The following is a 13727-nucleotide window of genomic DNA, read 5'->3' as shown; positions in this document are numbered from 1 at the left end:
AGCCTCAATCTCTCAAACCGCCCGGTGCGGACCCGCATGCCGGGTGGTGTGGCAGGGGTGCGATTGATTAAATCGCCCCCTATGCCGATTCAGGCTGCCGCTGCTGCGGTTACTTCTTCTTCTCTCTTCAGCCGGCCAGCATATTTCTGGGCGATGACGGCGCAGACCATCAGCTGGATCTGGTGGAAGAGCATCAGCGGCAAGACGATTGCGCCGATCGAAGAGGATTGGCTGGCGAAGATGGCGTTGGCCATAGGCACGCCGCTTGCCAGCGACTTCTTCGACCCGCAAAAGGTAATGGTAATCTCGTCCTCTTTCGAGAAACCGAGCGCCCGGCTGCCGAACATGGTGAGGCAGAGGACGATCGCGAGCAGTGCTACGTCGAGGAGGATGACGACGCCGATATCCGCTGCGGAGAAGGTATGCCAGAGACCTTCAACCACCGCTTCCGAGAAGGCGAGATAGACGACCATCAGGATCGAGCCGCGATCGACGGGCGCAAGTATCTTCTTTTTCGAGCGGATCCAGCCGCCGATCCAGGGCTGCAGGACCTGCCCAGCCACGAAAGGCGCGAGGAGCTGCAGCAGGATCTTTTCCAGCGCATCCATGGAGAAGCCGGCCTCGCCGGTGGTCGACAGCAGGATGCCCGCGAGCAGAGGCGTCAGGAACATGCCGAGAATATTGGAGCCGGAGGCCGCGCAGACCGCTGCCGGCACGTTGCCGCCCGCCATGGAGGTAAACGCGATCGAGGATTGGACGGTGGACGGCAGAACGCAGAGAAAGAGGATGCCCATGTAGAGCGGCGAGGGGAGGATGCTCTCCGGAATGAAGCCGATTGCCAATCCCAGCAGCGGGAAGATCGCGAATGTCGTCACGAGGATAGTCAGATGCAGGCGCCAGTGCAGGACACCGGCCACCACGACATCCCGCGACAACCGCGCGCCATGCAGAAAGAAAAGGAGGCCGATGGCGATATCGGTCGCGGTGCCGAACCAGTCCGCCGCCTCTCCCTGGATAGGGAGGACCGAAGCAAGGATGACGGTGCAGACGAGGAGGACCGTAAAGCGGTCCGGCAGAAAACGGGTCATGAGGCAGCATTCCTTGAGTGGACTTTGCAAATCGCTCATCATGAAGCACGATGCAAACACTAACAGTTATCACGAAGTGCGATTTAGATGCTCAACCTCCATCACCTCAACAGCTTCGTCATGCTGCAGCAGACCGGGAGCTTCACCGAGGCGGCGATCCGGCTGGGGATCGGGCAATCGACAGTGACGCAGCATATCCAGCGGCTTGAAAAATCGCTCGGGCGGCAGCTGGTTTTTCGCGACACGCATCAAGTGAGGCTGACGGCGGAGGGCGAGGCACTGCTCGGTTATGCCCGCGGCATGCTCGACCTCAATGGGCAGGTCGCATCGCTTTTCGGCGAAAGCCGGTTGCGGGGGCGGCTGAGGCTCGGGGTGTCGGAGGATGTGGTCGCAAACAGGCTCACCTCCATTCTGGAGGATTTCATCCGCCTCTATCCACTGGTCGACCTGGAACTGACGGTGGCGCTTTCGGCCGTGCTCTATCAGATGCAGGATGCCGGCGACCTCGACCTCGTGCTCGCCAAGCGGCATATCGGCGAAACGCATGGGCGGCTTCTCTATCGCGAGCCGCTCGTCTGGCTGGCGCGCGATCCCGAGCATGTGCTGTCGCGGGGAGACGCGCTGCCGCTGATCGCCTTTCCGCCGCCTTCCATCACCAGACGGGTGGCGCAGGAGGCTCTCGACCGGGAGAAGATGGCGTGGCGGATCGTCTGTACCTGCGGAAGTCTCAGCGGGCTGACGGCGGCGGCCCGGGCAGGCATGGGCGTTCTGGTGCAGCCGCGCAGCATGGCGCCTGCGGGCCTCAAGGAAGTGCCTGCCGACCGCCTGCCGGTCCTGGAGGACGTGGAGTTCGTTCTGGTTCCGCGGCGCGGCGCCGATGCCGCACTCACGGAAGCGCTGTCGGATCTCATTGCGGCGCGGATCGCGCCACAGGGGCAACCGTAGAGGGAGATCGGGATCAGCCCCGGCAGATTGACAGGAACTGGTCGATATCTTCCTCGGTGGTGGCGAAGGAGGTGACGAGGCGGATCAGCATTTCGCCCTCCCTGACTGGTTCCGGCATGTTCTTCGGTTCCGGCCAGTCGTAGAATTTTGCGCCTCTGGCCTGCGCCGCTTCGGCGGAAGCCTTGTTGAGCACGGCAAAGACCTCATTCGATGTGGTTTCCCAGGCAAGCCTGGTGCTGTTCAACGAACGGATGCCGGCGCGCAGCCGATCGGCCGTGGCATTGGCGTGGCTTGCCATGTTGAGCCAGAGATCATCCTGCAGATAGGCTTCGAACTGTGCCGAGATGAAGCGGGTCTTGGAGAAGAGTTGGGCGGCGCGCTTGCGGATGAAGGCGAAATCCTTCGCGAGATCAGGATTGAAGAAGATGATCGCTTCAGCGCACCAGCAGCCGTTCTTGGTGCCGCCGAAGGAGAGGAGGTCGACACCGCGCTTCCACGTCATTTCCGCCGGCGTTGCATCCAACGCAACAAGGGCGTTAGCAAAACGCGCGCCATCCATATGGACCGGCAGGCCGTTCGCCTTGGCGACGGCGGTGATGGCGTCGATCTCGCCCAGAGAATAAACGGTGCCGCTTTCGGTGGCCTGGGTAAGGGTGACGGCAGCGGCACGGCCGTGATGAACGGAGTCCTGCGGGAAGCCAGCAATGCGGGCCGCGAGCTTTTCAGGGTCGATCTTGCCGTTTTCGCCTTCGACCGGAACCATGCGCATGCCGCTGAAGAAATCCGGCGCGCCGCATTCGTCCTCGATCACATGCGCTTCCGAATGGGAAAAGACAACGCCCCCGACGCGGGCGATGCTGGCGAGCGCAAGGGAATTTGCCGCCGTGCCGGTCGAGACGAAATAAACGGAGACGTCCCTCTCGAAGATTTCGTTGAACCGGGCTTCCACGGCCTTGTCCAGATCGCTGGTGCCATAGGCCGCGGCAAAGCGTGTCGATTCCTTCGACAGGCGTTCATTGATGGCGGGATGGGCGCCGGCCCAGTTGTCGGAAGAAAAAAACATGGAGGAACCTTGAATGGTCTTTGAAAGGCGAGTGGAGCTTAAGCGTTTTGGTCCGGTAATCAACGGCCAAAGGCAAGGTCACACAGTGGACCTATGCGGAGGGCAATGAAATGAATCCTTCTTGTTATTCGGCGTAATTAAATTTCGTCGAATACGCGTTATCCCGCAATGTAGTGTCGTTTACGCCGCAGATTTTTCCAGACCGGCTCTTGTTAAGAACTCATATCTATGGCATAGAAACTGAAAATTAGGACAGAATGACTGACCTAATTTGCGGAAATTGACGGGCCTTCTGCCCCTCTTTTCCGCTGACGGGGACGCCGATCCGGGTTATGCTGCGGTTGCTAAGGCTGCAGCGGACGCTGGAGCGGCGCCATCGCATGAGTAGGGATGGCGGAAGCCCTGTCATCCAGACGAGACAATAAAGAGCCACTTTGCCCGCCGGTCGGCGGCCAACAGGAGGAATGACGATGACGAAGATGATCTCCGAGATATCAGGCGCCGAGCCCCAAGTCTCTGCCGAGACGAAAGCTCGCGCTCCGTTCGTCGCCTCCGGGATTCCGGCTGCCCAGGGGCTTTACGATCCGCGCAACGAGCACGATGCCTGCGGCGTCGGCTTCATCGCCCATATGAAGGGCAAGAAGTCGCACCAGATCGTCAAGGACGGTTTGTTCATCCTTGAGAACCTGACGCATCGCGGAGCCGTCGGCGCCGATCCGCTGATGGGTGACGGCGCGGGCATTCTCGTGCAGATTCCCGACCGCTTCTTCCGCGAGGAGATGGCGAAGCAGGGCGTCACCCTGCCGAAGGCCGGCGAATATGCGGTCGGCCATTTCTTCCTGCCGCGCAATGGCGAGCAGATCGAGCATTTCAAGAAGGTGATCGTCGAAACCATTGCGGAAGAAGGTCAGCAGTTCCTCGGCTTCCGCGAGGTGCCGGTCGACAATTCCTCGCTGTCAAAGGCGCCCGATATCGCCGCGACCGAACCCTATCATCTGCAGGTCTTCATCGGCGCCGGTCGGGATGCCGCGACGAACGCCGAATTCGAGCGCCAGCTCTTCCTCGTCCGCAAGGTCATCTCCAACCGCATCTACGACCAGTTCGGCGGCCAGGAGACCGGCTTCTATCCGGTCTCGCTGTCGTCCTCGACCATTGTCTACAAGGGCATGTTCCTGGCCTATCAGGTCGGCGCTTACTACAAGGACCTGTCGGATCCGCGGTTCGAGACGGCGGTGGCGCTCGTGCACCAGCGTTTCTCGACCAATACCTTCCCCTCCTGGAAGCTGGCGCATCCCTACCGCATGGTCGCCCATAACGGCGAAATCAACACGCTGCGGGGCAACGTCAACTGGATGGCGGCGCGTCAGGCATCTGTCTCCTCGCCGCTTTTCGGCGACGACATTTCAAAGCTCTGGCCGATCTCCTACGAGGGCCAGTCTGACACGGCCTGCTTCGACAACGCGCTCGAGTTCCTGACGCGTGGCGGCTATTCGCTGGCGCACGCGATGATGATGCTGATCCCGGAAGCCTGGGCCGGCAATCAGTCCATGTCGAAGGAGCGCAAGGCGTTCTATGAATATCATGCGGCCCTGATGGAGCCGTGGGACGGCCCTGCTGCCGTCTGTTTCACCGATGGCAAGCAGATCGGCGCGACGCTCGACCGCAACGGCCTGCGCCCGGCTCGTTACATGGTGACCGACGACGATCGCATCATTCTCGCCTCCGAAGCCGGCACGCTGCCGGTGCCGGAGGAAAGCATCGTCAAGAAGTGGCGTCTGCAGCCCGGCAAGATGCTGCTGATTGATATGGAGAAGGGCCAGATCATCTCCGACGACGAGCTGAAGCGGGAGCTTGCCACCAAGCACCCGTACAGCAAGTGGCTCGATCGCACCCAGCTCATCCTTGAAGACCTGAAGCCGGTGGAACCGCGGGCGCTGCGCCGCGATGTGTCGCTGCTCGACCGCCAGCAGGCCTTCGGCTACACCTCCGAGGACACCAAGATCCTGATGTCGCCGATGGCGACGACCGGCCAGGAAGCCGTGGGCTCGATGGGCACCGATACGCCGATCTCTGCCATGTCGGCGAAGTCGAAGCTGCTCTATACCTATTTCAAGCAGAACTTCGCGCAGGTCACCAACCCGCCGATCGACCCGATCCGCGAAGAACTCGTCATGAGCCTCGTGTCGTTTATCGGCCCGCGTCCGAACATTCTCGATCACGAGGGCGCGGCGAATGCCAAGCGCCTCGAAGTTCGCCAGCCGATCCTGACCAATGGCGACCTAGAAAAGATCCGCTCGATCGGCCACACGGAAGACCGGTTCGACACCAAGACGCTCGATTTCACCTATGACATCGAGCGCGGCGCCGAAGGCATGCCGGAAATGCTCGACCGGCTCTGCGAGCGCGCGGAAGCGGCGGTCAAGGGCGGCTACAACATCATCGTGCTTTCCGACCGCCAGATCGGCCCGGACCGCATCGCGATCCCGGCGCTTCTGGCGACGGCGGCCGTGCACCATCACCTGATCCGCAAAGGGCTGCGCACGTCTGTCGGCCTCGTGGTCGAAACCGGCGAGCCGCGCGAGATCCATCATTTCTGCTGTCTGGCCGGATACGGCGCGGAGGCGATCAACCCCTACCTCGCCTTCGACACGCTGACCGACATGCATATGCGCGGCGAATTCCCGAAGGAAGTGGATGCGAGCGAAATCGTCTATCGCTACATCAAGGCCGTGGGCAAGGGCATTCTCAAGGTCATGTCCAAGATGGGCATTTCGACCTACCAGTCCTATTGCGGCGCGCAGATTTTCGACGCCGTCGGCCTGTCGTCGGAACTGGTCGAGAAGTATTTCTTCGGCACTGCCACGACGATCGAAGGCATCGGCCTTGCCGAGATCGCGGAAGAAACCGTCGCACGCCATCATGCGGCTTTCGGCAAGGATCCGGTTCTTGCCTCGACGCTGGATATCGGCGGCGAATATGCCTATCGCATGCGCGGCGAGAGCCATGCCTGGACGCCTGATGCGATTGCCTCCCTGCAGCACGCGGTGCGCGGCAACAGCCAGGACCGCTACCGCGAATTTGCGGAGATGGTGAACGAGACCTCGTCCCGGATGAACACCATCCGCGGCCTGTTCAAGATCAAGACCGCTGACACGATCGGCCGCAAGCCGGTGTCGGTGGACGAGGTCGAGCCGGCCGTCGATATCGTCAAGCGCTTCTCGACGGGCGCCATGTCCTTCGGCTCCATCAGCCGCGAGGCGCATACGACGCTCGCCATCGCCATGAACCGGATCGGCGGGAAGTCGAACACCGGCGAGGGCGGCGAGGAAAGCGACCGCTACATGCCGTTGCCGGACGGTAGCCAGAATCCTGAGCGCTCGGCCATCAAGCAGATCGCTTCCGGCCGCTTCGGCGTGACTACCGAGTACCTGGTCAATGCCGATATGCTGCAAATCAAGGTGGCGCAGGGTGCAAAGCCCGGCGAAGGCGGCCAGCTGCCCGGCCACAAGGTTGACGCGACTGTCGCCAAGACCCGTCATTCGACGCCGGGCGTCGGCCTCATTTCGCCGCCGCCGCACCATGACATCTATTCGATCGAAGACCTGGCGCAGCTGATCTTCGACCTGAAGAACGTCAACCCGACTTCGGACATTTCCGTGAAGCTCGTCTCGGAAGTGGGCGTCGGCACGGTTGCGGCAGGTGTCGCCAAGGCGCGCGCCGACCATATCACGGTTGCGGGCTTCGACGGCGGCACGGGCGCTTCTCCGCTCACCTCGCTGAAGCACGCCGGCAGCCCCTGGGAAATCGGTCTTGCCGAAACCCAGCAGACGCTGGTGCTGAACGGACTTCGCTCGCGCATCGCGCTGCAGGTCGACGGCGGTCTGAAGACTGGCCGCGACGTGATCATCGGGGCGCTGCTCGGGGCCGACGAGTTCGGCTTCGCCACCGCACCACTGATCGCAGCCGGCTGCATCATGATGCGCAAGTGCCACCTGAACACCTGTCCGGTGGGCGTCGCGACGCAGGACCCGGTTCTGCGCAAGCGCTTCAAGGGCACGCCGGAGCACGTCATCAACTACTTCTTCTTCGTCGCCGAAGAAGTGCGCGAAATCCTTGCTTCGCTCGGCTTCACCAGGCTCGACGACATCATCGGCATGTCCGAGCTTCTGGAGAAGGACGAGATGATCGCCCACTGGAAGTCGAAGGGCCTCGATTTCTCGAAGATCTTCCACAAGGTGGAGGCTCCGAAGCAGGCGACCTACTGGACCGAGCGGCAGAAGCATCCGATCGACGACATTCTCGATCGCAAGCTGATCGAGAAGTCGCAGGCGGCACTCGACAGCAAGGAGCCAGTGGTCTTCGACGTGTCGATCAAGAACGTCGATCGCTCCGCCGGTGCGATGCTGTCGGGCGCGCTTGCCAAGCGCTGGGGGCACAAGGGGCTCAAGGACGACACGATCCATGTGACCTTGACGGGTACCGCGGGACAGTCGTTTGGCGCATTCCTCGCCCGTGGCATCACCTTCGATCTGGTGGGCGACGGCAACGACTATGTCGGCAAGGGGCTTTCGGGCGGCCGGATCATCGTGCGTCCGCCGGAAAACTCCAAGCTCGTGGCGGAGAACTCGATCATCGTGGGCAACACGGTGCTCTACGGCGCAATCAGCGGCGAATGCTACTTCCGCGGCGTCGCGGGCGAGCGCTTTGCCGTGCGCAACTCCGGAGCGATCGCCGTCGTCGAGGGCGTTGGCGACCACGGCTGCGAATACATGACCGGCGGCATCGTCGTCGTGCTCGGCGAGACGGGGCGCAACTTTGCGGCCGGCATGTCCGGCGGCGTGGCTTATGTGCTCGACGAAACGGGCGATTTCGCCAAGCGCTGCAACATGGCGATGGTCGAACTCGAGCCGGTTCCGGAAGAGGACGACATGCTGGAGAAGCTGCACCATCACGGCGGCGACCTCATGCATAAGGGACGTGTCGACGTTTCCGAGGACATGACGCGCCACGACGAGGAGCGCCTCTACCAGCTCATCTCCAACCACCTGCACTACACGGGCTCGACCCGCGCCAAGGAGATCCTTGATCGCTGGACCGAATACCGGCCGAAATTCCGCAAGGTCATGCCGGTCGAATACCGCCGTGCATTGGTCGAGATGGAGCGGATGCGGATGGGGATCGCGGCGGAGTGATCCGTTTTGCAGTCGTTCACCGGCTGATTTCGCTGATCGTTGCCATCGCCGTTCCGGCGGCGGCATTCATGGAGAGCGGCAACGTCGCATTGGAATTCATCGTGCTGGGGGCGGTTCTAGGCTTCGCTTACTGGTATTGGGGTCCTACGGGCACCCTGCTTTGAAAAGGGTAAAACATGGGCAAGGTAACGGGTTTCCTGGAAATCGACCGGCAGGTGGCGAAGTATCAGCCGGCGTCCGACCGCATCCGCCATTTCCGCGAGTTCACCATTCCGATGTCGGATGCGGAAGTCACCAAGCAGGCCGCGCGCTGCATGGACTGTGGCATTCCCTATTGCCATGGGCCGACCGGCTGTCCGGTTCACAACCAGATCCCGGACTGGAACGACCTCGTCTACAACAACAAGTGGGAAGAGGCGATCCGCAACCTCCATTCCACCAACAATTTCCCGGAATTCACCGGCCGCGTCTGCCCGGCGCCGTGCGAGGAAGCTTGCACGCTGAACCTTGAGGACGCGCCGGTCGCAATCAAGACCGTCGAACAGGCGCTTGCCGACAAGGCTTACGAACTCGGCTACATCGCACCGCAGCCGGCGACGGTCCATACGGGCAAGAAGGTGGCGATCATCGGCTCCGGTCCCGCCGGCATGGCAGCTGCCCAGCAGCTCGGTCGCGCCGGTCACGAAGTGCATGTCTACGAGCGCGAGTCGAAGCCCGGCGGCCTCCTGCGCTACGGCATCCCCGACTTCAAGATGGAGAAGAACTTCATCGACCGTCGTGTCGAGCAGATGAAGGGCGAAGGGGTGACCTTCCATACCGGCGTCAATATCGGCGTCGACCTGGCCGTCGAAAAGCTGATGGCGGAGCACGATGCCGTGCTCTATTGCGGCGGTTCGGAAACGCCGCGCCCGGCCGGCATTCCCGGCGCCGACCTGCATGGTGTCTACGATGCCATGCCCTATCTCGTGCAGCAGAACCGCCGCATCGGCCGTGAAAACATCGAGAGCGTCGCCTGGCCGTCCGATCCGATCCTCGCCGGCGCCAAGCATGTGGTCGTCGTCGGCGGTGGCGACACGGCGTCGGACTGCGTCGGCACGGCCTTCCGCCAGGGCGCCGTCAAGGTGACCCAGCTCGACATCCGCCCGCAGCCGCCGGAAAAGGAAGACAAGCTCGCCGTCTGGCCTTTCTGGGCGACGAAGATGCGCACGTCTTCTTCGCAGGCGGAGGGGGCGGTTCGTGAATTCCAAGTGGCGACGCTTGAATTCATCGGTGAGGACGGGCAGCTCACGGGCGTACGCTGCTGCGAAGTCGACGAACGCCGCAAGCCGATCGCCGGTACCGATTTCATCATCAAGGCGGACCTTGCCTTCATCGCAATCGGCTTCTCCGGCCCGCTCGCCGACGGCGTTCTTGCCGAACTCGACGGCAAGCTGACGCTGAATGTCGACCGCCGCGGCTCGACAAACGTCGTCGCCAACGATCGCGACTACAAGACCTCGGTCGACAAGTTCTGGACAGCAGGGGACGTGCGCCGCGGCCAGTCTCTGGTGGTCTGGGCGATCCGTGAAGGCCGCCAGGCGGCGCGGGCGATCGACGAGGCCCTGATGGGGAGCTCGGTCCTGCCGCGGTAAGCGGGGTCTCTTTGCAAGGCCGACGAATAATGTGAGGCATGCGGCATGCTCCCAATGATCTCCCCTCAAGGGGGAGATCGGAGTGCCGCGCCGTTTTCATCTCATCTCCAGCATCGCGCAGAGCGAGCCTCTTCGCTTGCGGCGAGGTTGGCGCTTATCGCTAACGTGTCGCCGCACCCGCGGCCGGAATCCGATAATCGTCTATCCTGCCCGCCGGCGGCGGGGCAAGTTCGCCTCGTTTGACCAGCTTGTCGCGCGGGGTTTCCACCATGACGGTCGGTAAGGGACCGGCGCCAAGCAGGTCCTTGCCGCCGTCGAGTTCAGGATCCGACAGGCTGATCGGATGTACCGGCACGGCCTGGCCCGGTGCGGCCGGAAGCGTGACGAGCGGCGGCAGATTGGTGCCGTCGAGCTTGACGAGATCGGGACTTGCCATCTCGCCCAGGTATCGGCGAACGAATTTTTCGACATAGAAGGCAAGCTTCTGCTTGCCGGCCTTGGTGAAGGTGATGCCGTCGGAACCGCGCAAGCGCACCTGCTGGCCGTTGACGTCCGAGCCGGTGATGACGAACTTCCCGTCTTCATCGACGAAGCCATCCCAGATATCGACGAATTCCCCGCCTGCCTTTTCCACCTGGTTGCGGTAGATGGCGTTCAGCGTCACCGCATCCGATGTCATCGACGGAGACTGGAAGGAAGGCAGCCCGACCCACAAGAGGGGGACTTTGCGGGCGGCGACAATGCCGGCAAGTCCGGCGACGCGCGCCTCGTATTCCTTGAACCAGGCGTCGGTGCGGAATTTTTCCTTTCCGCTGCCGATCGACATCTGCTGGCGGTCGTTGGCGCCGAGCATGACCACCACGACCGTCGGCTTCAGCTCGTCCAGCATGACGGGAAGCTGCCCCGGCCAGTCGAAATGGTCCTGGCGTACGAGACCCGAAGAACCGTCGCTGCGCTCGCTGATCACGACGCCCGGAGACATTGCAAAAGTGTTCTCGAGCTCGCTGCCCACGCCACCCGCCATGAAGTCGCCGACCACGAGGACCTGTTTGGCGTTTTCAAGCTTGGCTACCGGTTCCGGCGCAGGCGGCGTAATCGCTTGCTGCTGCGGGCGCGGCGGCGCCGCGCGGCCGGCAGTGCCTCGATTGCGCGGCCGCGGCCGCATTTCGATGACCGAGCCATCCCGTTGATAGCGTCGGCGCGGGCGAGGTTCGTAGGGTTCGTAACGCTCATAACGCTCGTAGCGGGGGCCGCCGAACAGCATGTCGAAGATATTCCGGCGAGGGGCCGGTTCCTGAGCCGTGGCCGTCCGTAGCTGGACCGGCAGCGCGATCACCAACGCCAGCAGAAACAGGAAGGCTCGAAGCCATGTCCTGTTTTGCCGGGATTCCTGCAAAGTCTTCACGCCTCTACCGCGCCTCATACGCTCTGGCATTCTCATCCGAAGGATGTGGGGCAAAACGCCGCCCTGTCAACGCAAAGCTTCGAGAAGCTGTCGTGACGGTTCGCCGTTCGGCTGCATGCCGAGACGCTTCTGAATGACGGAAATGGCAGCTTTCGAACCGGAGCCGAAATTGCCGTCGACTTCGCCCTCGTAATAGCCGAGTTCCTTCATGCGCGACTGGAGTTCGAATTTCTGCTTGATGTCGAGCGTGCCGTTCGGCCGCGGCCAGCTCTGCTGCACGCCGCCATGGCCGGCCAGTTCGTCGGCAAGCAGCCCAACTGCGAGCGCGTAGCTGTCGGCGGCGTTGTAGCGCTTCACCACGAAGAAATTCTTCAGCATCAGGAAGGCAGGGCCGTTCGCGCCTGCCATCAGCTTCAACGTCGCGCGATCGGTGCCGCGCGGAAAATTCTTGCCGTTCGGGCGCGCAAAGCCGAGCTTTGCCCATTCGGCGAGTGTCTTGGTCTGGCCCTCCAGACGGGCACCGTTGGCCGGAAGCACCGCCTCGTAACCCCAGGTCTTGCCGTTCTGCCAGCCGTTCTTGGCCAATAGATTGGCGGAGGTGGCCAGCGCATCGGGCACCGAATGCCAGATATCGCGCTTGCCGTTGCCGTCGGCATCGACTGCATAGAGCAGGTAGCTCGTCGGAATGAACTGGGTATGCCCCATGGCGCCGGCCCAGGATCCGGTCAGCTGTTTGGGCGCAACGTCGCCGGACTGCAGGATCTTCAGCGCCGCGATAAGCTGGGTGCGGGCAAATTTGGAGCGGTTGGGATCGCCCCAGGCGAGAGTTGCGAGCGCCTGCGGCACGTGATGCAGCCGATCCGGCTTTTCCAGGACCGCGCCGTAATTGGACTCCATGGACCAGATGGCGAGCAGGATGTGCTTGTCGACGCCGAAATGCCGCTCCAGAGCGTTCAGGGTGGAGCCGTATTTCGCCGCCATCTCGCGGCCGATGCGCACAGTGTACGGGTTTACACGGGAATCCAGATATTCCCAGATCACCGACTTGAATTCCGGCTGGTAGGCCGCCTTCTCGAGCACATCCCGGTCCGGCTCGGTAATGCCGGCAAAGGCCTTTTCATAGGTGGAACGGCTAATGCCGCTCTTGGCGGCGGTCTCGTAGAATTTTACGATCCAAGTCTTGAAAGCGGTGTCAGCCCGCGCATCTATCGGCATGCCTGCGGCAGCAAGACCGAGCAGCGGGATAAAAAATCCGCGCAGGAGGTTGGTGCGAAACGTTTTCATCGGCAGTCGAGTCCATTCTTCTAACCAAGCCTGACGGCGAGAGTGGCAAGCGGCTTAACGATGTAATAACAGAATAGGGTCAACAAATTCTTTACCATAGAAATCCGGCCAGCGGCAGTCTTTGCGAAACGGTAGTAATTCGCCGCTAGAGGCCGAGGGTCGCAGAATTCGCACAATGAAGTGCTTCAGGAGGCATGAGTGGCACAACAACAGAAGATCCGTAAGGCAGTCTTTCCGGTAGCAGGGCTTGGTACGCGCTTCCTGCCTGCGACCAAGGCAGTGCCGAAGGAAATGCTGACGGTGGTCGACAAGCCGGTCATCCAGTATGTCGTGGATGAGGCGGCGGAAGCAGGAATCGAGCATTTCGTCTTCGTGACAGGTCGCGGCAAGGGCGTGATCGAAGACTATTTCGACATCCAGTACGAACTGGAGCAGATGCTGCGCGAGCGCAACAAAAATGCGGAACTGACGCTGCTTGCCGGACTTCTGCCGAAAGCAGGCACCGCGAGCTTCACGCGCCAGCAGGTGCCGCTCGGACTCGGCCACGCAGTCTGGTGTGCCCGCGACATCGTCGGCAACGAACCCTTCGCCGTGCTTTTGCCCGACATGATCATGTCGGCCGAGAAGGGCTGCTTGAAGGGCATGGTCGATCTTTATGCCCAGACCGGCGGCAATGTGCTGGCCGTTCAGGAATGCGATCCGGAACAGGCGCATAAATACGGCATAGTCGGCGTCGGCGACGCCGTGGGCGAAGGCTTCAAGATCACCCAGATGGTCGAAAAGCCCGCCAAGGGGACCGCGCCGTCCAACCTCTACATCAACGGCCGCTACATCTTGCAGCCGGAAATCTTCAAGATCCTGGAAACGCAGGAGCGGGGTGCCGGCAACGAAATCCAGCTCACCGACGGCATGCTGGCGCTTGCCAAATCCCAGGAGTTTGCCGCCTATCCCTTCAAGGGCGACACGTTCGACTGCGGCGCCAAGGACGGCTTCATCCTGGCGAACCTTGCATTTGCGCTGCAGCGCGCCGACATCCGCCCGGCGATCGAGGGGCCGATGAAAGCGCTGCTCGCCTCGCTGAAATAGGAAAGGCTGCCGATCGACTTAACGGCCCTAAGA

General features: G+C 62.0%; 9 protein-coding genes. 5 read left to right on the top strand and 4 right to left on the bottom strand.

The window, feature by feature from the left end; translation table 11 throughout:
* Positions 1–89: 89 nt before the first annotated feature.
* A complete protein-coding gene (locus EDE09_RS25460) occupies positions 90–1088 on the bottom strand; it encodes a bile acid:sodium symporter family protein (protein WP_132413209.1) in 999 nt (332 codons plus the stop codon).
* An 87-nt stretch (positions 1089–1175) separates the two neighbouring features.
* Here EDE09_RS25460 and EDE09_RS25455 point away from each other — a divergent pair, with 87 nt between their 5' ends.
* Positions 1176–2033 (top strand): LysR family transcriptional regulator, encoded by an 858-nt coding sequence (locus EDE09_RS25455; RefSeq protein ID WP_105374544.1) that lies wholly within the window; start codon positions 1176–1178, stop codon positions 2031–2033.
* A gap of 13 nt (positions 2034–2046) precedes the next feature.
* On the opposite strand, the gene EDE09_RS25450 is transcribed toward EDE09_RS25455, so the two are convergent.
* Complete coding sequence (locus tag EDE09_RS25450) at positions 2047–3096, bottom strand: low specificity L-threonine aldolase (RefSeq protein WP_105374543.1); 1050 nt, start codon at positions 3094–3096, stop codon at positions 2047–2049.
* Between the two features lie 470 nt (positions 3097–3566).
* Here EDE09_RS25450 and gltB point away from each other — a divergent pair, with 470 nt between their 5' ends.
* From gltB to EDE09_RS25440, 3 genes are read left to right on the top strand one after another with little or no spacing between them, the layout of a single operon-like run.
* Positions 3567–8288: a glutamate synthase large subunit gene (gene gltB / locus EDE09_RS25445; protein WP_105374542.1), complete on the top strand. Its 4722-nt coding sequence runs from the start codon at positions 3567–3569 to the stop codon at positions 8286–8288.
* Positions 8285–8452: a hypothetical protein gene (locus EDE09_RS28375; protein WP_157949107.1), complete on the top strand. Its 168-nt coding sequence runs from the start codon at positions 8285–8287 to the stop codon at positions 8450–8452. Before gltB ends, EDE09_RS28375 begins: the two co-directional genes overlap by 4 nt.
* Positions 8453–8464: 12 nt before the next feature.
* Positions 8465–9919 carry a glutamate synthase subunit beta gene (locus EDE09_RS25440; RefSeq protein ID WP_105374541.1) on the top strand — a complete coding sequence of 485 codons (1455 nt, stop codon included), beginning with the start codon at positions 8465–8467 and terminating at the stop codon, positions 9917–9919.
* Positions 9920–10079: 160 nt separating this feature from the next.
* Here EDE09_RS25440 and EDE09_RS25435 read toward each other — a convergent pair whose 3' ends face one another.
* Complete coding sequence (locus EDE09_RS25435) at positions 10080–11324, bottom strand: DUF459 domain-containing protein (protein WP_245423007.1); 1245 nt, start codon at positions 11322–11324, stop codon at positions 10080–10082.
* A 66-nt stretch (positions 11325–11390) separates the two neighbouring features.
* Positions 11391–12608, bottom strand: a complete 1218-nt coding sequence (locus EDE09_RS25430; RefSeq protein WP_105374539.1) for a lytic murein transglycosylase — start codon at positions 12606–12608, stop codon at positions 11391–11393.
* A 198-nt stretch (positions 12609–12806) separates the two neighbouring features.
* On the opposite strand from EDE09_RS25430, the gene galU reads away from it, so the two are divergent.
* Entirely contained in the window at positions 12807–13694 is an 888-nt protein-coding gene (galU, locus tag EDE09_RS25425; RefSeq protein WP_105374538.1) for a UTP--glucose-1-phosphate uridylyltransferase GalU, read from the top strand.
* The last annotated feature ends 33 nt before the right edge of the window (positions 13695–13727 follow it).

This window comes from Neorhizobium sp. S3-V5DH (assembly GCF_004343065.1).
GTDB classification, from domain to species: Bacteria; Pseudomonadota; Alphaproteobacteria; order Rhizobiales; family Rhizobiaceae; genus Neorhizobium; species Neorhizobium huautlense.
This window is presented reverse-complemented; position numbering and strand designations above follow the sequence as displayed.

Excerpts from the sequence above, each read along its gene's own strand:
- EDE09_RS25440 (WP_105374541.1), top strand. The coding sequence starts at position 8,465 with ATGGGCAAGGTAACGGGTTTCCTGGAAATCGACCGGCAGGTGGCGAAG.
- EDE09_RS25455 (WP_105374544.1), top strand. The coding sequence starts at position 1,176 with ATGCTCAACCTCCATCACCTCAACAGCTTCGTCATGCTGCAGCAGACC.
- EDE09_RS25430 (WP_105374539.1), bottom strand. The coding sequence starts at position 12,608 with ATGAAAACGTTTCGCACCAACCTCCTGCGCGGATTTTTTATCCCGCTG.
- EDE09_RS25450 (WP_105374543.1), bottom strand. The coding sequence starts at position 3,096 with ATGTTTTTTTCTTCCGACAACTGGGCCGGCGCCCATCCCGCCATCAAT.
- gltB (WP_105374542.1), top strand. The coding sequence starts at position 3,567 with ATGACGAAGATGATCTCCGAGATATCAGGCGCCGAGCCCCAAGTCTCT.
- EDE09_RS25460 (WP_132413209.1), bottom strand. The coding sequence starts at position 1,088 with ATGACCCGTTTTCTGCCGGACCGCTTTACGGTCCTCCTCGTCTGCACC.